Consider the following 22,891-nt stretch of genomic DNA (forward strand, 5'->3'; position numbering starts at 1 on the left):
ATATCGTTCTACAACCATGATCGTCTCCAGAAACGACTAAACGGCTTGAGCCCTGTCGAATACAGGGCTCAAGCCGCCTAGGCTGGTTTTCATTATTTACCCTGTCTACTTGACGGGGAGCAGTTCAGGAGTCCCATTCGACCTTTTCGTGAAAATGACGGTGCTGATCTTGTAAAAAGATTTGCTTCTACATAGTTGTCGATTCTTCGGTCAGTTGCGTGCGACTGTCGGATTCATCGACACCGCCAATCGTCGCTGCAGCCGAAGTCTCATCAAACCAAACGCTCTGCTTACTCCACTGCACTGGGGAAAATTTCATGGAATATTTTCGCACCTTCACTCGACAACTTGAACTGTTCGTCCGTGTTCATATCTTTCACGAAGACATCAACTTTCTGCGAACGTTTGTGGTAACTCAACTCGAACTGTTGACCACGATTTCCTTTCAGCAGCGTCAAATACATGTACTCTCCCGCTTCCCCATTCTTGGTCGAAGGTGTCCCCGTCTCGAGCGCCTCGGTCAATCGTTCATAGCCTTGCCCCTCGGTGCTGACTGCGTCCGGATAGTAAAACGGGACACTGGGATGGTACGGGTATTTATGGACATAACCGATCGAGACGGCATCGGTATCGGTCGGCTCCGTGATGAATGGATTCGGTTTGAATCGAATCGAGATCGTCTTCGTCATCTTTTGACCGTTTGACTCGTAGGTTAATTCGTATAACGGAAACGGTTCGAGCGGTTCGAGCGTACCGCCTTCAAGAAGCGTCCGGACACTTAAGTTGTCGACTCCGTCCAGTAATTCGCCATCGTTCAACGAATGCTGTCCATAGTGAATCCCGTCACTCGACATTAACATGTATGGCGTCTTCGTCTTCGTGCCATATCCTAACGCAACATGAGTGTCCTCCCTGACCACGTAAGGAGCAAAATCTAAATACGGTGTGAAGACCCCGTCGTCCCCGATTCCAAACTCGATGGACCCGTTGAAACCGGGCGAGATCGTATAAAGACTGTTCATGAACGGTCGAATGGTGAGGTCTTGCCTGTAAGAATGGATCGCTTCTTCCCGTGATAACCTTTCCCGAATTTCTTCTGTCCCGCTTACTACGCTAGGTAGCAACGAGATCTCGCGTGCGGTCTCGTCTTTCAAAAACTCCGGTCTTTCCTCCAGCTTGACCGCCCGATATCCCTCGACATGGTCCGACTTACACAGCGCGTAAACGGCATCACCTTCGACGAACGATGCCTCATTGAAGGCGTATGTTTCAGTATCGGGCTCAGTGAACGGCATTCGGCTTGCAAACGTCACGCCAAGCAAGGATAGATGGTCCTCCTCGATGTCGTTGAGTAACTCGCCTTGTTCACAATAGGTCAACACGTCCTTTGCCTTGATTGCCTGCACTTCAAGGTCGAGTGTGATGTGCTCTGCCGTCCAATGGGCCTCGACAATATCATATCGGACTACTTCTTGGTCCCGGACGCATCCTGCGGCCAAAACGATTAGCGATAGACCGATTCCTAATCCGAACTTTTTCATCAGTTCACCTCAATTCTTCGGTTTCTTCTTCAAGTCGGGGAAGTAGGACAAGAACGTCTCCGCCCCTTCGCTCGTCAGTTTATACGTTTCCTCAGTAGATTGGTCCGTCACGTAGATATCCAGTTTCTTCGATCGCTGTTTATAAGTCACCTTGAATTCCTGACCTTTGAGCCCGTCGACGATCGTTAGAAGCGGATAGTCGCCCTGATCGCCTACACGTTTCGTCGGCTCGGCGGAATCGATTGCTTGAATCAGATCATCCATCTCGTTGCCGGCCGCACGCAACACAGCGGGATAGGATACTGTCGATTCGTTGTCAAACGGTTCCTGATGGAGATACACGAGCGGCCCGGTCACAATCGGCATATACTCCTCGTCAGGGTGTGTCTCGAGCGTCTTTCGTTCATCAGTGGACAACAGCTTTGCGGCACGATATGTGATGCTTGCTGTCTCGGTCACCCCTTCTCCGTCGCGGGTGTAACTGAACTCATATAACGGATAGGTCTTATTCGGCACGAGTTCCGTGTCAAGCGGGAGTCTCTTGACGACGAGGTCGTCATACGTCGGTTCTTCTTTCGTTGGATCATTGATTGTATGTAACGGACTGACCGAAACGTAAAGGTCAGCAAGTAGTAATAACACGTATGGTTTGGCGTCACGCGAATCATAGCCAATGGCTAATTTGACATCTTCCACATCCGCCATCATCGGTTCGAACGCGAACAAAGGGAATTGGCTCGGCCGATCCCCGACGGTCAATTCGATCTCTCCGTGGATCGCAGGAGAAAACGCCATGACCGTATCGGGAAACGGCTCGATTTCATTCCCGGCCTCTGTCAATTCATCAGCATTTTGCACGGCGAGGCGAGCGGCTTCGTCTGCTGGACGGACAGACGGATAGTGCCGAATCGAATGACCCGCAGTCAAATCGACGAACTCCGGGAATGCATCGACCATTTCCACTGAATAATGTGGTGAGGCCATATCCCGACACATCGCATAATTTTCGTCCCCTTGTATGTATGTCACGGCTTTAAATCCATATTCCCAACCCGTGTCCGTCATCGGATGGCGGCTCGCCACGACCGTATCGAACACAGTCAGGTCACCCTTCAACTCGGTCGTCAAGTCCCCAGTGCAGGCCGCGAGCGTCTCACCGGCCGATTCGAGCACCACTGGTTGTTCTAGTGAGTATTTGCTGACGGTCCAATGGGCGTCGACATACGACAATTTCACGACGTCTTGTTTCTCTTCACCACACCCGGCCAACAAGCTCGTGGATATTACAAGTAAACCGACTAACTTTTTCAAATTATCCGCCCCTTGAATTTTATTATCTCCAATTTTACCATTATATTACTTTGGAGAGGGTATGAAAAACCCGCCCATGAAATTGGACGGGTGCGATGAATCGATTAGATGCTGTTATCGATGGCGCGTGTCAGTCTCGTCTCGACATCCAGTGCGATGGACTGGAGCGACTCGTCCTCGATCAATTCGATCAGTTTCGTCGGTTTCGGCATGCCGACGTGGGTCGCCCCGTCTTTCGTGAAGACGGCGAGCTTGCACGGCAGGAAGTAGCCGCCCTCACGGTGCGCCGTGATGACTTTCTTGGCCTCTTTCGGGTTGCACACTTCGAGGATACGATAGTCCCCGTCGATGGCTTCACCTTTCTCTTTGAGCGTATCACTCAAGTCGAAATCCCACAGCACGCCGAACGATTCGTCCTTGAGCGTCGCTTTCAACTTCTCGACCACTGCTTCGACCGACTGATCCGTCTTCACCGTATAATCAAACATGTAAGCCCCTCCTTGTTTGTTGTCTCTCTCGTCATGTACCCGAACTCGCTTGAAACGAATCGTTCCGTCGATTTCAAAAAAAGTATATGTGATTTGAAACATATTCTGCGTTCAAAACGTATGGATGAGAGAAAATAAAGAAGTCCATACCTAGGAAAAGGAGAAGTGGTTGTCGTGACGGTCACCGTATTCACGCATACAAGCTGCAGTTCTTCCCGCAAGACGCTCGATTGGTTACGCGAACAGAATATCCCGTTCATCGAGAAGAAATTGACCGACCAAGGAATGTCGTTCACCGAGTTCAAGGAGATGCTCCGGCTCACCGAAAACGGGACGACCGATCTCTTGTCTGTCCAAAAAAGTGTCTACAAACAAGCGGCCGACCAGCTCGACGAGATGTCGCTCCGCGAACTGTACAGTTTTGTCGCGACGCATCCGCAGATCTTGAAGAGTCCGATCGTCGTCGATGACAACCGGATCCAGATCGGGTTCAGCGAGAAAGAGATCCGGACGTTCATCCCGCGGCATAACCGGATCGCCGACTTGAAACGACTATTAGACAAACAGTAAGAGCGCCGCAAATTTTGCGACGCTCTTTTGTCAGGCTTTCTTTAGCCGGGCCGCCAAGCGGTTGCCGAATGATTGGATCGACTGCACGAGCAGGATCAAGACGAAGATCGTCACGTACATGACTTCCGGCTCGAACCGGAGATGCCCGTACTGATAGGCGATATCGCCGAGTCCACCCGCACCGACGAGACCCGCCATCGCCGTCGCACCGATCAGACCGATCGTCGCGATCGTCAGACCGAGCACGATCGACGACCGCGCCTCACGGATCAATACGTACCAGATGATCTTACGCGTCGAGATGCCCATCGCCTCGTACGCCTCGACGACGCCGCGATCGACTTCGAGCAGTGCCGACTCCATCAAACGGGCGATGTATGGCGCCGTGAAGACGATGAGCGGCAACAGCACGCCTTGGACGCCGATCGTCGTCCCCATGATGAAACGGGTGAACGGCAAGATGAAGAATAGCAGAATGATGAACGGGATCGAGCGGACGACGTTGATCACGCTCGACAATGCCCCGTAAAAGTAACGGTTCGCGAGCCGTCCATTCGGCCGCGTCAAGACGAGGAGCGTCCCGAGCGGCAAGCCGATCAGTGTCGAGATGACGAGCGCGATGCCGGTCATAGTCAGCGTCTGGATCGTGCCCGTCCAAATCAAGTCACCCCAATTTTCCCAAAACTGTAGCATGGTTCGTCACCTCCTTCACTTTGACGCCGCTCGCTTCAAGGTAGCGGACGGCTTGGTCGGTCTGTGCCTGGTCCCCGTCGAGATGGACGAGCAAGTTGCCGACGAGACCGCCTTTCAGCTTTTTGATCCCGCCCCCGATGATGTTCGGCAGCAGGCCGAACCGTTTCGTCAACTCGGCGAGGACGGCCTGTTCGGTCTGGTGACCGATGAACGACAAGTTGACGAGCGTCCCGTGCGAGCTCAACACGTCGACGACTTCTTTCGGGACGTCGAGGTTCGCTTTCAAGAAGCGGCGCGTCGTCGGATGTTGCGGGTCCGAGAAGACGTCGAGGACGTCCCCTTCCTCGACGATCTTGCCGGCGTCGATGACGGCGACCCGGTCACAGATGCGCTCGATGACTTCCATCTCATGGGTGATCAAGAAGATCGTCAGCCCGAGCTCGCGGTTGATCTCGAGCAACAGATCGAGGATCGACTCGGTCGTCTCCGGGTCGAGCGCGCTCGTCGCCTCGTCACTGAGCAGGATGTCCGGCTCGTGGGCCAAGGCCCGAGCGATGGCGACGCGCTGTTTCTGGCCGCCGGAGAGTTGCTCCGGGTAATGTTTACGGTGATCGGTCAGTCCGACGATATCGAGATACTTGTCGACCCGCTCGCTGATCGAGCGTTTATCGAGTCCTTCTAGGCGGAGCGGGATGGCGACGTTGTCTTCGACGGTCGCCGTCTTCAGCAGGTTATAGTGCTGGAAGATCATCCCGATGCGGTGACGGAGCTTTGATAACCCTTTTTTGTCGAGCGTCGTGATGTCTTGTCCCTCGATCTCGACTTGACCTGACGTCGGCCGTTCGAGCAGATTGATCATGCGGATGAGCGTGCTCTTGCCAGCGCCGCTCCGACCGATGATGCCGAAGATTTCGCCCTTTTCAATCGTCAGCGAGACATCGTCGAGTGCCGTGACGGTCCCTTTGTTTACCGTGAACGTTTTTGAGATCTGTTTGAGTGCGATCATAGTGCCTCCTTAAAACGCCGGGACGATCGAGCCGTCGAACGTCTCTTCGATGAACGTCCGGACCTCGTCCGAGTGGTAGTAAGATTTGAGTGTCTCGACGACTTCATCGTCTTTGTTGTCGGTACGGACGACGACGTAGTTCGGGTACGGGTTGTCGACCGTGTCTTCATGGAACAAGGCGTCCTCATTGATCGATAGGCCGGCACCCATCGCGAAGTTCGTGTTGATGGCCGCGAGCGCGACTTCCGGGAGCTGGGTCGGGAGTTGTGACGCCTCGAGCTCGATGAATTCGAGGTTGAGCGGGTTCTCGGCGATGTCACGTTTCGTCGCCTTGTCCGTCAATCCTTCTTTCAAGGTGATGAGTCCGGCCGTCTCATACAGGCGCAGCGCCCGAAGTTCGTTCGCCGGGTCGTTCGGGACGGCGACTTTATCGCCCTCCTTCAACTCCTTGATGTCCGTCAGCTTGTCCGAATAGAGCCCCATCGGGAAAGCGACCGTCTTGAACACGTCGTCGATCTTATAGCCTTTGTCCGCCTTCTGTAGCTCGAGGAACGACAGCGTCTGGTAACTGTTCACGTCGAGACTGCCTTCGTCGAGTGCGGTGTTCGGCGTGTTGTAGTCGTTGAACACTTTGATGTCGAGCTCGAGGCCATCCTCGGCCGCGAGTTCTTTTACTTTCTCGGCGATCTGCTGGTGCGGTCCGCCTGTCACGCCGATCGTGAGGGCTTCTGTGCTGAGCGCTTCGCTCGCGTCCGATTGGCCGCACGCCGACAAGGCGATGGCCGCGAGTAGAGATGTTCCTGCGAGTACTGTTTTCTGTTTGATGTTCATGAATGATTCCTCCTCCAAAATAAAAGCCCGCTACTCATAAAGAGTGGCGGGCACGACAAGTCAAAGACAGTCGGACACGCTCATCTCCCAGACGTTTCGTCTGTTGGAATTAGCACCATGATCGTTACGATCTGGTTGCCGGGTTTCATAGGGCCAGTCCCTCCACCACTCTTGATAAGCTATCGGTCTTATTTAATTGTTATCATCTTACTTTTAATTCTTTTATTTGTAAACAGAAAATACTAAATTTTCAAAAATTATTTTCAAATAGTCAATATTGAGCGGGACGGGTGAACGTTGCAACTCGGTCTCGACCCGGACCGCCTCGACCAGTTGCGGGATGTCGGCCGGCACGAGTCCGAGCGTCTCAAGTGACGTCGGCGCGCCGATCCTGGCGAGCCACGCCTCTAAATATGGGGCGTCAGACGAGCCACGCAACCGTTCTTGGACAAGGAGGCCGAAGCCGACCTTGTCGCCATGTAAGAACGGATGGGTCGACTCAAAGCGGCTGAGCGCGTTGTGGACGGCGTGGGCGACGGCAACGCGTGTCCCGGCGTCCCCGAAACCACCGACGGCACCGCCGACGGCAAGGATGTGATCGACCGCGAACCGGGTCTCTGGCCCATACGCGGTGAAACTGGACTCACTCAAGTCGAGTTCGACGAGCCGGCCGCATTGCTCGGCCAAGGCGAGACCGGTATTGACGCCGGCGTCAGGTGAACTGTCGCCGCTCAAATAGCGGGCCTCGTAAAACTTGGCGACCGTGTCGATGACGCCGGCCCGGAAGTAGTCGTACGGCGAGTCGGTCACGACCCTTGCGTCGACGATGACCCGCTCGATGACGACGCGAAACACGTCGTAGCGGTCATAGGTGCCGTGCTCGTCATAGATGACGCTGAGCGGTGTGAAGGCGGCACAGTTCGAGGCGAGCGTCGGGATGACGATCAGCGGGACACCTTGCCGGTAAGCGACGAGTTTCGCCGTGTCGACGAGCTTGCCCCCACCGACGGCAAGGAGGACGTCCGCATCCTTCAAACGGAGCCGTTCGACCTCGGCGTCCGTGCATTCGCCACGGAACAGCGATGTCGGATAGGCAGTGATCGCTGGCAGGACACGCTTGACGACGTCAAAACCGTTCTGCCCGCGCAGCACGTGAGCACGACGGCCAGCGATTAATTCATCGAGCCGCTCGAGCCCGTCATCCGCATGGTCGTACTCGAGCACGGCTTGGCGGATCATGCCCGGACCTCTTCATACGTCGCGAACAGTTTCTCGATCCGCTCGACGGCCTCGTCGATCTTCGGCTCGGCGGAGACGAGCCCGAACCGGACGTACCGCTCGCCTTCTGAGCCGAAGAAATAGCCCGGCGTCACGGCGACCCCTGCCTCGTGGAGCAGCTTATGCGAGAACGATTTTGCGTCCCCGTCCGGCACTTTCGCCCAGACGAAGAACGAGCCACTCGGGGCCGTGATGTCCCATCCGGCCTGACGTAACCCGTCGACGAGCCGGTCGCGGCGGGCCTCATACAACCGTGACAAGTCGTCCCGGAGCGAACGTGGCGACTCGAGCGCGGCGATGGCCGCCTCTTGGATGGCCGAGAACACACTCACATGGACGTGGTCTTGATACGTGTTGATCGCCTCGATGATGTCGCGGTTGCCGACGGCGAAAGCGACCCGCCAGCCGGACATGTTGAACGCCTTCGACATCGTATACACCTCGATGCCGATGTCTTTCGCACCCGGCGTCTGCAGGAAGCTCGGCGGGACGTGCCCGTCGAAACCGATGCTGCCGTACGCGAAGTCGTGGACGACCATGAGGTCATGCTTATTCGCGAACCGGACCGTGTCGTCAAAGAACGCGGGCGACGCGACGGCGCCGGTCGGATTGCTCGGGTAGTTCAAATACATGAGTCGCGCTCCCTGCGGATCGAGCGTCTCGTAATCAGGAAGATAGCCGTTCTCTTCCCGGAGGACGAGGTCGTGGACGACCGCACCGGCGAGACGCGCCCCCGAGATGTAGTCCGGGTAGCCCGGGTTCGGGAGCAACATGCCGTCACCTGGCTCGAGCACACATTGCGGGAGCGTGATGAGTCCCGACTTGCTGCCGATCAAGATGGCCACTTCGGTCTCGGCATCGAGCGCGACGCCGTATTCGGTCTGGTAGAACGTCGCGACCGCTTGCTTCAGGCGCGTCTGTCCCCGGAACGGTCCGTATTGGTGTGTCGCCGGGTCGAGCAGGGCCGTCTGCAACGCCTCGCAGATCGGGGCCGGTGTCGGCAAGTCGGGCGTTCCTTGGCCGAGCCGGATGACGTCGCGGCCTGAACGCTCGAGTGCGGCGACTTCAGCGGCGAGTCCGACGAAATGCTGGGGTGGTAACGTTTTAAGTAACTTCGAGCGTCTGTCTGTCATGAATAGTCCTCCTATGCAAAAACACCCCTTTCCGCGGAAAGGGGTGTCGAGATACGGACGTATTCAAACAACCACCTTTCCATCTCTCAAGGTCACCTTGCTGGAATTAGCACAGTATTGAAACAATCTGTTGCTGAAGCTTCATCGGGCCAGTCCCTCCGCTTCTCTTGATAGAAAGTGTTTTTATATGCAATTGATAATTTCTGTAATATGTCATTTAGTAAACCAAACGTTACCAACCTTGTCAATCCTTATTTCAAAAATTCCTTACCGCTATTGAATCCCGGTAAAAAAACGTTCATAGTAAAAGGTGAACGTTATTCTGCAAAATTTACAGCATGAGGGGATAGACCATTGGAACTAAACCGTCAATTGATATGGAAGTTAAGCGTGATCGGACTGATTCTGCTCGTCCTATGGAAAGTCATCAGCGAGCCGGACACGATCTCTCGGGTCATGCAGTATGCGTTTCAGCTGTTGACGCCGATCATCATGGGGATCGCCATCGCGCTGCTCCTCAACACCGTCCTGTCCTATATAGAAGAGCGGTTCCACTTGAAGCGCTACCAAGGCTTGTTGATCGTCTACGTCACGTTCATCGGGATCCTTGTCGTGTCAGCGGTGACGCTGTTCCCTCGCATCTATTCGAGCGTCGCGTCTCTCATCGAGGAGCTCCCGTTTTATATTCGCCAAATCGATGGCTTTCTCGGGCAGCTGAAAACGTATGTCGAGGAGTATAATGCGACGATCGCCCAAGCGATCGATTTTAACCGGTTCGAGGAACGGTATTCCGGATGGGTCGAGACGGCCGTCGTGTCTTCGGTCGGTTACGTGTCGAGCTTCACGATGACGTTGATCAACTTGTTGATCGGGATCGTCATCTCGATCTACTTGTTGAAAGACAAGGAAGTGTTCGCCCGGATGTTCAAGCGTCTACTGTACGCGATGTTCCCGGTCGCCTCGGCGAAGACGACGATCGACATCTTCCAAGAGATGGACTATATCTTTAAACGCTACATCATCGGAAAGTCGCTCGACTGTCTCATCATCGGCGTGATGGCCGTCATCGGGCTCTTGATCATCGGCGCGCCGTACGCGCTCTTGCTCGGTGTCATCATCGGGGTGCTGAACTTCATCCCATACGTCGGGCCGCTCTTAGGGATGATCCCGGCGTTCATCATCACCTACTTCTACGACCCGTTCACGGCCCTGCTCGTCTTGTTGTTCATCTTCTTGCTGCAACAGTTCGACGGACTTTGGCTCGGCCCGAAAATTCTCGGCGACAGCGTCGGGATCACCCCGTTCTGGGTCATCACATCGATCATCATCGGGGGGAGCCTGTTCGGCCTCGTCGGGATGTTCATCAGCGTACCCGTGACCGCGATGATTCAAGTCGTCTTGTCCCGGTTGATCGATTATCGGCTCACCCGCAAGAATTTAAATGAACTGTTATGACGCAAGTCAAAATATGTTGACACATTTCAAGAATCTGTCATACAGTTGAAACGAAGAGTAAACTTTCAGAAAGGAGGACCCGCCATGTCAGTCATGACGCAGCCACATCGTATCCAATTTCATACTGACAGGTCGGGGTCTTCCGTTTCATGAACTGAAGTCACCCGCCTGTCTTCCGAGGCGTGCATAAGCAAGTAGGGACGAGTATGCCTCCGTGCATCCTTCGTCCCTTTTATTTTGTAGAAGCAGGTGAAACGCATGATTCAATCACTCAAACGGCTCGACCGTAACATTTGGATTCGCTTCCTCGGCGAGACGATCACCGGTGTCATGATGTTCATGATCGCCCCGTTCCTCGTCCTCTATTACAGCGACAAGCTCGACAGCTACGTCCAAGTCGGCGTCATCTTAGCGACCGGACCGATCATGGCGCTCATCGGCTCGGTCGTCGGCGGACGTCTCGCCGACTTATATGGTCGAAAACCGGTCATGATGACCGCCATCCTCGGTGATGCGGTCGCGCTCATCGGTTTCGCTTTCGCGGAAACGTTTTGGCCGCTGCTCCTTTTGAACGCCATGCTCGGTTTGACGAACTCGCTGTTCCACCCGGCAGCGAGCGCGATGGTCGCCGACGTGACCGAGCCGGAACAGATGAACGAGGCGTTCGGTCTCTTACGGATGGGGCATAATATCGGGGCGGCGTTCGGTCCCCTGCTCGGCAGTGCCGTCTTGTTCATCGACCGACAGTACATCTTCTTCACGGCAGCGTTCGTCTTCGCCTTGTACGCGCTCGTTCTCGGACGTTTCATCCGCGAGTCGCTCCCAGAGACGACCGAAGCGGAGACACCGTCGAACCGTGACGTCTTACGCGTCTTTTACAACGACAAAGTCTTTCTCGTCTTCATCTTCGCCGGCGTCTTCATCTCGATGGGCTTCTCGCTGATCGAGAGCATGTTGCCGCTGTTCTTGAAAGAGTCGATGCCGTCGTTCACCGACCGCGAGAACCCGTTCGCCTATCTGCTCGCCTTGAACGGCATCATGGTCGTCTTGTTCCAATTCCCGATCGCCTCAAAACTCGGGCGCAAACCGTTCGGCAACGTCATGCTGGTCGGGGCGACGATTTTCGGGATCGGGATGATGTTGATTGCGGTCGTGCCGCGGCTCCTCTATACGCTCGGTACCCCGTACCTCGTCCTCGTCGGTATCCTGCTCGCCGTATACGCGTTCTATACGCTCGGCGAGATGATCATGTCGCCCGTCCAACAGACGTTCATCGCCATGATCGCCCCCGAGAACATGCGCGGTGCCTATAACGGGGCCGCCAGCATCCAATGGTTGATCGGCGGCGTGACCGCACCGCTCATGGCCAGCCTGTTCCTCGACCAACGCGCCGGGCACATCGCCCTCATCCTTGTCGGGGCGGCAAGTTGTTTGTCGGGTCTCATCTATTGGCGTCTCGGAAAATATGTTAGCTCTGAAGAAGCCAGGCAAAAGACCGCTTAATTGTTCAATCCACCTAAAACAACTTGGTTTAGGTGGATTTTTGTTTCGTTTCAAATCTGTTAAAGTTTGAATTTTACATTCAGTTTTCCTTTACAAACATAATGATTCTTCTTATGATAATACGGTTAAGGAGGGATCTTTCATGGAAAGGATCGATAAACAGAAAATTGTGGACAGCGTTCCACAAAAAGGATTTTTCGGACAGCCGAAAGGCTTGTTCACGTTGTTCTTCACTGAATTTTGGGAGCGTTTCTCGTACTACGGCATGCGGGCCATCCTCGTCTTCTACATGTATTACGAGGTATCGGAAGGCGGTCTCGGTCTCGACCAGAACGTCGCCCTGTCGATCATGTCCGTGTACGGCGCACTCGTCTACATGTCAGGAGTCATCGGGGGATGGCTCGCCGACCGCGTCTTCGGGACGTCTCGGGCCGTATTTTTCGGTGGTGTGTTCATCATGCTCGGCCATATCGTCTTGTCAATCCCGGGCAGCCTCACGTTCTTGTTCATCTCGATGGGGCTCATCGTCATCGGGACCGGACTATTGAAGCCGAACGTGTCGAGTATCGTCGGTGACCTGTACCACGAGACGGACCGTCGCCGTGACGCCGGGTTCAGTATCTTCTACATGGGGATCAACCTTGGTGCCTTCATCTCGCCGTTGATCGTCGGTGGCGTTCAAAAGAGCTACGGCTTCCATTGGGGCTTCGCTCTCGCCGCGGTCGGGATGTTCATCGGTCTCGTCGTCTTCGTCCTCACGAAAAAAGGCAACCTCGGCCTCGCCGGGTCTTACGTGCCGAACCCGTTGACGGCGTCTGAAAAGAAGAATGCGATCAAGTACACGACATTGGCCGTCATCCTCATCGGAGGATTACTGGCCATCCTGATCCCACAAGGCTTGTTCACGATCAACACGTTCATCGGTCTCGTCGGTGTGTTCGGGATCGTCATCCCGACGATCTACTTCATCGTCATGTACCGGAGCCCGAAAACGACAGAAGTCGAGCGGTCACGCATCATCGCCTACATCCCGCTCTTCATCGCCTCGGTCATGTTCTGGGCGATTCAAGAACAGGGCGCGACGATTTTGGCAAGCTATGCCGATAAGCGGACCGATCTTGAATTTTTAGGGTTCACGCTGTCGCCGGCCTGGTTCCAATCACTGAATCCGTTGTTCATCATCCTGCTCGCCCCTGTGTTCGCCTGGTTATGGGTGCGGCTCGGTGATCGTGAGCCGAGCATCCCGACGAAGTTCGCTTTCGGGATCTTGTTCGCCGGTTTGAGCTTCCTCGTGATCTTGCTGCCGGCCTACTTCGGTGGACCGGACACGCTCGTCAATCCGCTCTGGCTCGTCCTCAGTTACTTCATCATCGTCCTCGGTGAGCTCAGTCTGTCTCCGGTCGGTCTGTCGGCGACGACGAAACTCGCCCCGGCCGCCTTCTCGGCCCAGACGATGTCGCTTTGGTTCTTGTCGAACGCGGCGGCACAAGGGATCAACGCCCAGCTCGTCCGGTTCTACTCGCCAGAGAACGAGATGCTCTACTTCGGGATCATCGGCGGAGTAGCGATCGTGCTCAGCATGATCTTGTTCGCGCTGGCCCCGGTCATTAAAAAGTATATGCGCGGTATCCATTAAGTCAAAAAAACGCCATTCCTCGCGCGAGGAATGGCGTTTTTTATTTATCGGATTACTTACGGACTTGGATGAGCGACAAGTAACGATCGATCATGTCGTGGTTGAAGTAGTCGTGGAAACGGTCTTGCTTCAATGCTTGGATCGACTCATGGAACGTCGCCGGGAGCGACGAGATGCCTTGGCTCTCGATCTGTTTCGCCGAGTACTCGAACAAGTCGTCCTCGTTCGGTGCCGACGGCTCGATCTTATGCTCGATCCCTTCAAGACCGGCGTAGATGAGCGCCGCAAGTGCCAAGTACGGGTTCGCGCTCGGGTCTGGGTTACGGACCTCGACGCGTGTCGCGCTGCCGCGTGAAGCCGGGATGCGGATCATCGAGCTACGGTTCGACGGGCTCCAACAAATGTTGACCGGTGCCTCGAACCCTGGGACGAGGCGCTCGTATGATTCTGGGAGCGGGTTCGTGAAGATGGCCGTCGCCCGGGCATGCTTCAAGATCCCTTCGATGAAGTGGCGGGCCGTGTGCGAGAGACCGTAGTCAGACTCCGGCTCTTCAAAGGCGTTATCGACCGGGTTGCCGTCTTTGTCGTTGTTCCAGACCGAGATGTTCAAGTGCATCCCTGAACCGTTGACGTCACGGAGCGGTTTTGGCAAGAACGATACTTTAGCCCCTTTTTCCTGTGCCGCGAGCTGGACGACTTCCTTGAAGAACTGGATGTTGTCCGCCGTGTGCAAGGCGGTGTCGTACTTGATGCCGATCTCGTGTTGGGCCGGTGCGACCTCGTGGTGGACCGCTTCGATGTTGAATCCGACCTCGCTCAAGCGGTTGGCGATATGTTGACGTACTTCGTAGCCTTTATCTTCTGAACGTGTCGAGAAGTAACCGGCCTCGTCATAAAACTCGCCGTTTTCGTCAAAGATGAAGAATTCTGGTTCGGCCCCTACGAAGATGGAGTAACCGTCACGGGCAGCGCGCTCTAACGCGTCTTTCAACACGTTGCGCGGGTCGAACTCGTAACGTTCGCCGTCTGGTGTACAGACGTCACAGAAGAAAGCGAGGATGCTCTCGTCACCGTCTTGTTCGTAGCGTGGTCGATCTAAATCCGGTCTCAAGAATAGGTCTGAGTTTTTGATAGAAGAAAAACCGGCGATTGACGAGCCGTCGAACATCGTCTTCCCTTCAAAAACTTCCGGCAACAACTTTGCAGAAAGAGTCAACAGCTTCAAGTCTCCGATCACGTCAGAGAAATACATGTGGATTTGTGTAATCCCTTTCTCTTGGACCGTTTTTTCAATCTCTTCTTGCTTCTTCCTATTGCCGTCCTTATCAGTTCCGAATAGATTTGCCATGATTCTTAAAAACCTCACTTAATTTATTTGACAGGTCATCACTGTCATGACGTACCATACGTACGCTTCTCCTTAAGTCATAACCTACTTTTTAAAAAGTTAAACCCCTATTCTTTCGATTTTGGCGTCTCGGCATCGATGAGCATGCTGATTGGGAAGGAAGTTCGCGGTCCCGCTCGCGCGTTTGTTTTACTCGCGGCGGATCGCGTAGACCGTTGATGCTGCTATAAAAATCTGAGTTCGAAGTGGCTCATTCTCGTGACGCTTGGTATGATGGGTAGAGACTGAACAGAGAGGAAGAACGCTGTGAATATATTTATGACCGGTGCGACCGGATTTTTAGGAGGGCGGCTCGCCCGCGAACTGATTGCCCGAGGACATCGACTTTGCGTCTTGGCCCGAACGCCACAGAAAGTGACGGCGATGTTTACGAAGAGTGAACTTCGTTCGATTGACGTGCTCGCCGGTGATTTGACGGCTCCGCTCCTTGGAGCGGACGAGGCGTTTATCCAATCAAACGTTGATCAATTCGATTTGGTGCTCCACATGGCGGCGCTCGTCAAATTCGACGAAGAATTGCGCGAGGAGCTGTTCGATACGAACTTGACGGGGACGAGACAGGCCCTCGCTTTAACGAAGGCGTTGCACTGCCCCCGCTTCTTCCATGTCAGCACGGCCTACACGCTCGGGGCTCGTGAAGCAGGGGATGAGACGCTATATGCGACGGACCAGCCGTTCCATAATCCGTATGAGGAGAGCAAGGCCCATGCCGAACGCGAAGTCTGGGCGGCCCGACACGACCTCGCCGTCTCCATTTTCCGGCCGGCCATCATCGTCGGCGACTCGAAAACCGGGGAAGCCGACTCGAAGTTCACGATGTACGGTTACATGCGCGCCCTCGAGGTGTTCAAGCGCCGCCTCGAGCGTCGAGGTGCCCCGGCCGAACCGATCCGTCTGCTCGGCTCGGAGACCGGTACGTCTAACCTCGTCCCGGTCGATTACGTGGCCGACGTGTTGCTCGCCGCCATCGAGCACGCCCGCCCGAACACGATTTACAACGTGACGAACGATGCCCCGCCTCGGAACGAGACGATGCTCGAGTATATGAAGCAGGCACTCGCGTTCCCGCATCTCAAGATCACCGAGACTCAATCCTCAAAGCTCAGCAACGTTGAGCACACGTTCAACGAGATGGTGAAAGTGTTCAATCCTTATTTGAATCGTAATATCGTCTTCAACGATCAAAATACGAAGCAACTTTTAGCCGATGCCGGCTATAAGCCGCTTGATTTGGATGAACGGTCGCTCCGCCGGATCGTCGATGCCTACTACGATACGAAGTGACATCAAAAAACGGACCTGACAAATTTGTCAGGTCCGTTTTAAAATGATTACTCAACTCTTGTCGCAAACGAGAACGATTTTACCGTCCTGAATCTCACTTTCAAGTGATTCGACCATCTGCTTCGTCAGCCCGAGGCTCTCGAGCTGGTCAAGACGGTCATCCGAGTTTTTCGTGAATTTTGACACGAGTGATTCCCACATGCCTTTCTCGGTGATGCGGTAAGGCTGCACACCCGCTTCGGCAGCGAGTCGAATCGTCAATTCTTCATCTTTGGCAAATAAGTAAATGCTCTCATTGACGCATCCGCCCGACACCATTCCGTTCACTTCATGGTCGACCGAAGTCATATCTGGCACAATTCTCGTTTCTAACATCTTTCATCCTCCTAAACGTTCGCTTTCTAAAATCGAATAATATACTATTCCCGAAAAGTGAGTCATAAAACCCGATTGGACGAATCGTTTTATTAACAAGAGGTCAATGTATCGTGTAAGACCAATACTCGATCTCGAAGTGGTCGACGAGCCCTTGGATGCGCTGCCGCTCCTCGGCTTCGGTCTCCACCCCTTCCCGTCCGACTTTCATCCGGAACAGTTCGGGTTGCGAACTGAGCTTCGAGACTTTGTGACCGGCCTGTTGCAACAGGCCCGAAACGATTTCAAGTTTCTCGCGCTCAGGCGATTTGAACGTATGCGACACTTTCATAACATTCTCCCTTCCCCTTTTTCTCTGACGTATTGTATCATATCAACCGGGAAGTACCGCCGTGCTATCAAGTTTTCATTGATGATATAATAAGAACAATGAGACAAGGAGTGATTGAGATGCCGAGACAGGATATGAACACAATCATGCTCGACTATATGAATGAGAAAGAGGACTATGAGGCGTTCGCCGCCAAGCTGAAGTCGCTGCTGAGCGAACTGTTGGACGATGCCGGGATCCAGTTCCACTCGATCGTCGCCCGAGCGAAAGAAGCCGAGAGCCTATATGCGAAACTGTCCCGCAAGCCGTACCAGTACCGGTCGCTGCGTGACGTCCAAGATTTGGCCGGGATCCGGATCGTCACTTATTTTCATGATGACGTCCGCGCCGTCGCCCATATTCTTGAAGAAGAATTTCGAATCGACCGCGAGCAGTCGATCGACAAGTCGACGTTGCTCGACCCGAACGAGTTCGGATACCTGTCCGTCCATTACGTCGTCGGATTGAGCGATAAACGGCTCGCCCTCGGTGAATATCGCCGTTTTGAGGAGAAAGAGGCCGAGATCCAAGTCCGCTCGATCCTCCAGCACGCCTGGGCCGAGATCGAGCACGATTTAGGTTATAAGAATCCGAACGCGGTCCCACCGGAGATCAAGCGCAGCTTCAGCCGTGTCGCCGGACTGCTCGAGATCGCGGACTCGGAGTTCGTCAATATTCGCAAACAGTTGCGCACGTTCGAACAAGAGACGGTCGAACGGATCGTCGAGTCACCGGAGAAAGTCACGATCACCCGCGATAACTTGAACTACTATATCGCCAACGACGTCACCGTCGAGAAGCTTGATAACGCCATCTTCCAAAGCGACTGGTTGCTCGAGACCGACTTGTCGACCATCGTCGAGCTGACGCGCATGTTCCATTATGCCGAGATCCGAACGTTTCAAGATTTGAGGGATACGCTCGATCGTTACTTCAATCGAGCCGTTCAATGTGCGACGCTACTGCCGTCCTCGTTACTGCCGCGTCAAGGGATGGGTGTCGTCTATGCCGTTCTCGCCAAACTGCTCGCGGAAGGCGATGATCAACAGATCGAATTCTTCTTCCGTCGGTTTTATCCGGACTTGAAGCATTACGACGAAATCATTCAAGAATTGCGTATCCACGAAGAGCCATCATAACTTTACAGACTTCATGTTTTTGTTGTAGAATGTTTTTATGTACTGAAATATATGCAAATAATGATTTTTTATAGAAGGGACTTTCGAGGATGACAACACCTGTACACACGGCATCCCGTCGCCAGCTCGTCGCAGACGCTGAGCGTGGGATTCGCATGAACTACCGCGGAGTGAAAAAGAACCTCCGCTCGATGTTTTCGCAATACTTGACGCGTAACGAATTCTTCATCCTCCGATCGCTCTGTCAAAATAGTCCACAAATCGCCTCGGCTTTGTCGAATGAGTTTCAATTCTCGGCCTCGATGATCACGGCCCTTGCTGATGAGTTGACGAAAAAAGGCTTGATCTCGCGCGAACGCAGCGATCGCGACCGTCGTGTCGTCGAACTTCAAGCGACAGAGGAAGGCCGTGTCTTGTTCGAAACGCTCGAACACATGAAAATCGAGTACTTGATGGACGTGTTCGGCGATTTTTCAGACGAAGAATTGGTCCTTCTCTCGAAGTTGCTCGACCGCATGGACGCCTAAGGCGAACCAGACTTTATAGTGAATACGACTTAAAACAAGCAACAGGTCCCGATGATTCGGGACCTGTTGCTTGTTTTAGATATCAGATTCATTCACCTAGCCGCGTCTGATCGGCTGCCTGTTCACGCGCCCTCATCTTTTCATTCCATCTTCGGTGCTCTTCAAAAAACAAGTCTTGCTCATTATGGAGACGCATTTCTCTCATTTTCTTACTCAGTTCCCGTTTCTCTTTCACTGAGTCACGACCTAACACGAACTGCCAAGTCAAATATATGCCGATCGCAAGTAGGAAACTGCCGCTGCCAGTCCCAACTCTCTCATAACTGATTAACCAAAAAATAATGAACAGTCCTACATTTGCGATGTGTTTTCTTTTTAGCACGCTCTATTAAATCCCCCGTCAATTTATTCAATCAATTTTCCGACAGTTTATAATATATCAAAAAACTCGGGATGATTTTCATCCCGAGTTGAAAAATTGTGCTATTGCTTAACAATCGCCGTGACGACAATCCGGTCTCGATACCCATGTTCTGGGTCATAAGGACCCGCACACGTGATGAGTTGAAGACGAACCGATTGTGTCGCCGCGAAAATCGAGGCGAGCGGAACATCTTCGACCCGGTACCGTTCGACTGACACGACCTCATATTCGATCACTTGCTTGTTACGTTGGAGCGTCACCTGCTCTCCAAGTCGTATCTGATCAAGATTAGCGAAAATGGCCGGGCCTTGTAAATCGTCTAAATGTCCGGATAAGACGACGTTGCCTTTCGCTCCTGCTTTCGCCCCGTAACGATACCAGCCGACCTCGTCTGCTTCAGCCGGTGTGTCCATCCGGTCGTATCGGTCTTTACCGACCGGTTGGATGACAGTATCGACTTCAATAGACGGGATCTTCAGTCGTTTTGGAACGAACGTCTCGGTGTGAAAGGACTGACGATCGATTTCAGTAGCGGCCAACACGAGCGGTTCTGCGAATCCGACAGTTGAAAGTTTCGCATCCACGTCCGGGGCATCCGCTACTGGTGCTACCATGAGGAACGAGAACGTTCCGATCAAAAGTAGCTTAAGCGTCTTGTTTCTGACGACGAAAGACGTAGAAGCCAGCTGCTGCTGCGCCAAGTACTGCTGCTGCGAGCAACCAGTTCATTGAAGCTGTCTGAGCGAGACCGCCTTGACCTGTCTCAGGAGCTTCGGCCATTTCTCCACCATCAGCTGCGAGGAGTACTTCGAAAGCAGGTTCCCCTTCAAGAAGGCCGATTGCGAATGCCGTATAGTTTTTACCGCCTTCGAGGGCGACGCCGTCAAGCGCTTTTACGACGTCAGTCGCGCCAGCTGGGCGAACTTCAAGATCGTACGTTCCAGCATCGAGTGTACCGTAGTCACTGACTGCTTTGAACTCGAGGTTTGAGAAGAGTGGGTCTCCACCTTTTGGAGCTACATCGACTGCAGGTGCGTCAGGTGCGAAGTGAGCGACGCGGACTTTCGATTTGCCATCTTCAAAGTTGGCGTCATCTTCCATCGCTGCGATCTCGATGTTTGCAAGTTGACCGATCGCTGCCGCTGTGTAGAATTTACCAGCTTCGATTGAAAGATCGGCTGCGACGACGACTGTCTCAGTGTCGCCTGCTGGTTTGATTTCGACGTTGTAGTCACCAGCCGGTAGTGTCAAGTAATCCGTAAGCGCTTTGAACTCCGCGCCTTCGACTGCGACTTCACCGTTGACATAGACGTCCACCGCAGGGGCGTCAGGCGAAGCGTGGAGCACACGGACCATCGCGTTCTCGTGTCCATCTGCACTGACTGGCAGGATGAACGCGAACGCTAGAGCAAGTGTACCAAGTAAAGACATCAATTTCTTCATGTGAAATTTCCTCCTTTTTTTCCTTGGGTTGACCGATCGACTGCATACGACAAGTTTGATGCGATGCTGCATAGTGTGCTACATCTGATTGCTATGTAGCTGGTGACATCTTAAACTTAAGACAACAGGACGACGGCGTAAAGATGACGGTGTGCTTTGAATATGCCGGTCGGCACATTTGGTTGTTACCGTTTTCTTTACATAGTATTCCTTCCCGTTTCCATAAATTTAAAAACCCCGTAACGACCTGTTACGGGGTTGAATGTGCTCGAGCCCACTCGATATCGTTGACGAAAATCGCATCGACACCGAGCCGTTGGAACCGTTTCAGCTGTTCGATCGTCTTGACCGTGTACGGACGGACCTTGACACCGTTCTGTTGAATGAGCTTGATCTCGTCATCGGTCATCGTTCGGACACTTGGATGCACGCCTGTCGCCCCGAGCTCGTTCAAGTAACCGGCCAAGTCGAACAGCGGTTGGGAGATGAGCGCGGCAGACTCGTACTCGGGTGCTAACCGCTTCAACCGGTAGAGCGTCTCATGATTGAAGGAAGAGAACAGGACGCGGTCGGCCGGGAACTGATGGGCTCGCAGCGTCTCGACGAGCCGGTCTTCGATCCCCTCGTACCGGTCGATGTCGGTCTTCACTTCAAGGTTGACACAGACGCCCGTTCCTTTTACCAAGTTTAACAGGTCGTCTAGTGACGGGATGCGCTCCTCGAGGTCGAATAAGACACCGGCGTTGTATCGTCCGAGCTCGGACAACGTCATCTCGGCAATACGGCCCGACCCGTCTGTCGTCCGGTCGATCGTCTCGTCGTGAATCAAGACGAGGCGACCGTCTTTCGTCAAATGGACGTCCGTTTCAATCCCGTCGGCATGGGCGGCGAGCGCTGCGCGAAACGCCGCCATCGTGTTCTCTGGGAACTGGTTCATCACCCCGCGGTGCGCGAATAGCTTCATCGGAAGACTCCTTACTCGGTGACGTATTTTTTCGTCAAATAGCGGACGAGCGGACGGACCGAGATATCGCCTCCGGTCACTTGCTTGATCAGCTCGTTCGGGGTGAGCGACTTACCGTGGCGATGGACGTTCGTCTCGAGCCACTGTTTGATCGGACCGAACTCGCCTTCATGCACTAACGTCTCAAAGTCGGACCGTTCCGATTTGAGCGTCTCGGTCAACTGCGCCGCATAAATCAATCCGAGCGCATAGCTTGGGAAGTAGCCGAATGAACCGCCGGCCCAATGGACGTCTTGCAATACGCCTTTCGCATCATTCGGCACCTCGACGCCTAAGTACTCTCGATATTTCTCGTTCCAAGCGTTCGGCAGCTCGGCGACGGTCAAATCACCTTGGATGAGTGCCTTCTCAAGCTCGTAGCGAATGATGATATGGAGGCTATACGTCAGTTCATCCGCCTCGATCCGGATGAGCGATGGCTTCGCCTCGTTCACGCCTGCGTAGAACGTATCGAAGTCGATATCTTGAAACGCCGGATGCCGTTCTTGTAGCCGTGGATAGACGCTGCGTAAAAATGCTTCGCTGCGCCCGACGAAGTTTTCAAAGAAGAGCGACTGTGACTCGTGGATACCCATCGATGCGCCTCCTCCGAGTCCGACCTCATCGAGCGCCTCGTCGATCTGTTGCTCGTACGTCGCGTGGCCCGCCTCGTGCATCGTCCCGAACAGGGCGTTGCGGAAGTCCGACTCATCATACTTTGTCGTGATCCGCACGTCGCGGCGGTTGATCGTGATCTCGAACGGATGCACGGTCGCGTCGAGACGACCGCGGGACAAGTCATAATCGACGACCCGCATCCAATCGTGACAGATCTGTTCTTGCACCGCCGCCTCCATCGACCAGTCGAGTTCATGCTTGCTCGACTTCAACTGACGGATCAACGGGACGAGCTCGTCCCGTAGCGTCTGGAACAATTCGTCGAGTTGTTCGACGGTCATACCCGGTTCGTAATCATAGAGCAACGCATCGTACGGATGCGTCTCATATCCGAAATAATCCGCGAACTTACGCTGGAACGCGACGATTTTTTCTAAATACGGGGCGAATGTGCCCCAATCGTTCTTGTCTTTCGCTTTTTCCCATGCCGTCTCGGCTTCAGAGACAAGTGTGACGTAGGCCTGATACTCCGCCGGAGGAATTTTGGCGTTCCGTTCATATTGCGTCTTCGCCACGGCGACCGAGCGGACCTCGGTCGGTGTCAACTCTTCGGTCGCCGTCATCTCGGCGAGCAGTTCCGCGAACGAATCGCTCGTCTGACGTTTGAACGCCTCTGTCGACAAGTAACCGATCGTCTCGGCACGAAGCGGGGCCGACTGTTCCGGCATCTGTGTCCGCATGTCCCAATATAGTAGCGAGATCGCCTCATCGAACGCACGTAACTGTTTGAAATGTTCACGCCATTGCTTTGTAATTTCCATCTGATTCCCACCCCTATGACAGTTGTTTCCTTAC

At 53.9% G+C, this 22,891-nt stretch carries 23 protein-coding genes and 2 riboswitches; of the genes, 8 read left to right on the forward strand and 15 right to left on the reverse strand.

Translation table 11 applies throughout. From position 1 onward, the window contains the following. Positions 1-81 (forward strand): IS3 family transposase (locus EVJ23_RS15405; RefSeq protein ID WP_131440828.1); only part of this gene is annotated, 81 nt, incomplete at its 5' end. A 209-nt stretch (positions 82-290) separates the two neighbouring features. Here the strand turns inward: EVJ23_RS15405 and EVJ23_RS00010 are convergent. The 3 genes from EVJ23_RS00010 to EVJ23_RS00020 all read right to left on the reverse strand — a co-directional run bounded on the left by EVJ23_RS00010 (position 291) and on the right by EVJ23_RS00020 (position 3,340). After that, positions 291-1,541 carry a hypothetical protein gene (locus EVJ23_RS00010; protein ID WP_131463519.1) on the reverse strand — a complete coding sequence of 417 codons (1,251 nt, stop codon included), beginning with the start codon at positions 1,539-1,541 and terminating at the stop codon, positions 291-293. Between the two features lie 9 nt (positions 1,542-1,550). Continuing rightward, positions 1,551-2,852: a hypothetical protein gene (locus EVJ23_RS00015; RefSeq protein WP_131463521.1), complete on the reverse strand. Its 1,302-nt coding sequence runs from the start codon at positions 2,850-2,852 to the stop codon at positions 1,551-1,553. Between the two features lie 104 nt (positions 2,853-2,956). Further along, positions 2,957-3,340: a DUF302 domain-containing protein gene (locus EVJ23_RS00020; protein ID WP_131463523.1), complete on the reverse strand. Its 384-nt coding sequence runs from the start codon at positions 3,338-3,340 to the stop codon at positions 2,957-2,959. 174 nt (positions 3,341-3,514) lie between these two features. On the opposite strand from EVJ23_RS00020, the gene EVJ23_RS00025 reads away from it, so the two are divergent. Then, the gene (locus tag EVJ23_RS00025; protein ID WP_070327923.1) at positions 3,515-3,910 is read left to right on the forward strand and encodes a Spx/MgsR family RNA polymerase-binding regulatory protein; all 396 of its coding nucleotides are present in this window, start codon (positions 3,515-3,517) and stop codon (positions 3,908-3,910) included. Positions 3,911-3,940: 30 nt separating this feature from the next. Here EVJ23_RS00025 and EVJ23_RS00030 read toward each other — a convergent pair whose 3' ends face one another. The 5 genes from EVJ23_RS00030 to EVJ23_RS00050 form a co-directional block, all read right to left on the reverse strand. Further along, positions 3,941-4,603 (reverse strand): methionine ABC transporter permease, encoded by a 663-nt coding sequence (locus EVJ23_RS00030; protein ID WP_071397545.1) that lies wholly within the window; start codon positions 4,601-4,603, stop codon positions 3,941-3,943. Continuing rightward, complete coding sequence (locus EVJ23_RS00035) at positions 4,575-5,609, reverse strand: methionine ABC transporter ATP-binding protein (RefSeq protein WP_131463525.1); 1,035 nt, start codon at positions 5,607-5,609, stop codon at positions 4,575-4,577. The genes EVJ23_RS00030 and EVJ23_RS00035 overlap by 29 nt, the downstream gene beginning before the upstream one ends. Positions 5,610-5,618: 9 nt before the next feature. Continuing rightward, entirely contained in the window at positions 5,619-6,440 is an 822-nt protein-coding gene (locus EVJ23_RS00040) for a MetQ/NlpA family ABC transporter substrate-binding protein (protein ID WP_131463527.1), read from the reverse strand. 77 nt (positions 6,441-6,517) lie between these two features. Continuing rightward, positions 6,518-6,621, reverse strand: a riboswitch (SAM riboswitch). Between the two features lie 41 nt (positions 6,622-6,662). Further along, a complete protein-coding gene (locus tag EVJ23_RS00045; protein ID WP_131463529.1) occupies positions 6,663-7,679 on the reverse strand; it encodes an iron-containing alcohol dehydrogenase in 1,017 nt (338 codons plus the stop codon). Continuing rightward, positions 7,676-8,851, reverse strand: a complete 1,176-nt coding sequence (locus tag EVJ23_RS00050; RefSeq protein WP_131458874.1) for an aminotransferase class I/II-fold pyridoxal phosphate-dependent enzyme — start codon at positions 8,849-8,851, stop codon at positions 7,676-7,678. The genes EVJ23_RS00045 and EVJ23_RS00050 overlap by 4 nt, the downstream gene beginning before the upstream one ends. A gap of 76 nt (positions 8,852-8,927) precedes the next feature. Next, positions 8,928-9,028, reverse strand: a riboswitch (SAM riboswitch). Positions 9,029-9,205: 177 nt separating this feature from the next. On the opposite strand from EVJ23_RS00050, the gene EVJ23_RS00055 reads away from it, so the two are divergent. The 3 genes from EVJ23_RS00055 (at position 9,206) to EVJ23_RS00065 (ending at position 13,445) form a co-directional block, all read left to right on the forward strand. After that, positions 9,206-10,306: an AI-2E family transporter gene (locus EVJ23_RS00055; RefSeq protein ID WP_131463531.1), complete on the forward strand. Its 1,101-nt coding sequence runs from the start codon at positions 9,206-9,208 to the stop codon at positions 10,304-10,306. Positions 10,307-10,564: 258 nt separating this feature from the next. Next, positions 10,565-11,809, forward strand: coding sequence for an MDR family MFS transporter (locus tag EVJ23_RS00060; protein ID WP_131463533.1), 1,245 nt, complete (start codon positions 10,565-10,567; stop codon positions 11,807-11,809). 142 nt (positions 11,810-11,951) lie between these two features. Next, positions 11,952-13,445 (forward strand): peptide MFS transporter, encoded by a 1,494-nt coding sequence (locus tag EVJ23_RS00065; protein WP_070327228.1) that lies wholly within the window; start codon positions 11,952-11,954, stop codon positions 13,443-13,445. A 52-nt stretch (positions 13,446-13,497) separates the two neighbouring features. Here the strand turns inward: EVJ23_RS00065 and EVJ23_RS00070 are convergent, their stop codons facing one another. Continuing rightward, positions 13,498-14,793 (reverse strand): glutamine synthetase family protein, encoded by a 1,296-nt coding sequence (locus EVJ23_RS00070; RefSeq protein WP_131440764.1) that lies wholly within the window; start codon positions 14,791-14,793, stop codon positions 13,498-13,500. Between the two features lie 306 nt (positions 14,794-15,099). On the opposite strand from EVJ23_RS00070, the gene EVJ23_RS00075 reads away from it, so the two are divergent. Beyond that, entirely contained in the window at positions 15,100-16,137 is a 1,038-nt protein-coding gene (locus EVJ23_RS00075) for an SDR family oxidoreductase (protein WP_070327226.1), read from the forward strand. Positions 16,138-16,188: 51 nt separating this feature from the next. On the opposite strand, the gene EVJ23_RS00080 is transcribed toward EVJ23_RS00075, so the two are convergent. Both EVJ23_RS00080 and EVJ23_RS00085 read right to left on the reverse strand, forming a co-directional pair. Continuing rightward, a complete protein-coding gene (locus tag EVJ23_RS00080) occupies positions 16,189-16,512 on the reverse strand; it encodes a YflT domain-containing protein (protein WP_035386614.1) in 324 nt (107 codons plus the stop codon). Positions 16,513-16,615: 103 nt separating this feature from the next. Further along, positions 16,616-16,843, reverse strand: a complete 228-nt coding sequence (locus EVJ23_RS00085) for a hypothetical protein (protein WP_131463535.1) — start codon at positions 16,841-16,843, stop codon at positions 16,616-16,618. 134 nt (positions 16,844-16,977) lie between these two features. On the opposite strand from EVJ23_RS00085, the gene EVJ23_RS00090 reads away from it, so the two are divergent. Continuing rightward, on the forward strand, positions 16,978-18,021 hold the full coding sequence (locus EVJ23_RS00090; RefSeq protein WP_233589544.1) for a GTP pyrophosphokinase: 1,044 nt from the start codon (positions 16,978-16,980) through the stop codon (positions 18,019-18,021). 89 nt (positions 18,022-18,110) lie between these two features. Continuing rightward, complete coding sequence (locus EVJ23_RS00095) at positions 18,111-18,548, forward strand: MarR family winged helix-turn-helix transcriptional regulator (RefSeq protein ID WP_071397555.1); 438 nt, start codon at positions 18,111-18,113, stop codon at positions 18,546-18,548. A gap of 483 nt (positions 18,549-19,031) precedes the next feature. On the opposite strand, the gene EVJ23_RS00100 is transcribed toward EVJ23_RS00095, so the two are convergent. The 4 genes from EVJ23_RS00100 to EVJ23_RS00115 all read right to left on the reverse strand — a co-directional run bounded on the left by EVJ23_RS00100 (position 19,032) and on the right by EVJ23_RS00115 (position 22,857). Next, complete coding sequence (locus EVJ23_RS00100; RefSeq protein ID WP_236638834.1) at positions 19,032-19,586, reverse strand: class F sortase; 555 nt, start codon at positions 19,584-19,586, stop codon at positions 19,032-19,034. 31 nt (positions 19,587-19,617) lie between these two features. Beyond that, on the reverse strand, positions 19,618-20,415 hold the full coding sequence (locus EVJ23_RS00105) for a DUF4397 domain-containing protein (protein WP_070327221.1): 798 nt from the start codon (positions 20,413-20,415) through the stop codon (positions 19,618-19,620). Between the two features lie 250 nt (positions 20,416-20,665). Continuing rightward, positions 20,666-21,379: a glycerophosphodiester phosphodiesterase gene (locus tag EVJ23_RS00110; RefSeq protein WP_131463539.1), complete on the reverse strand. Its 714-nt coding sequence runs from the start codon at positions 21,377-21,379 to the stop codon at positions 20,666-20,668. Positions 21,380-21,390: 11 nt separating this feature from the next. Further along, on the reverse strand, positions 21,391-22,857 hold the full coding sequence (locus EVJ23_RS00115) for a carboxypeptidase M32 (RefSeq protein ID WP_131463540.1): 1,467 nt from the start codon (positions 22,855-22,857) through the stop codon (positions 21,391-21,393). Positions 22,858-22,891: the final 34 nt, after the last annotated feature.

It is taken from the genome of Exiguobacterium sp. SH1S1 (genome assembly GCF_004337245.1).
Taxonomy (GTDB): domain Bacteria; phylum Bacillota; class Bacilli; order Exiguobacteriales; family Exiguobacteriaceae; genus Exiguobacterium; species Exiguobacterium aurantiacum_A.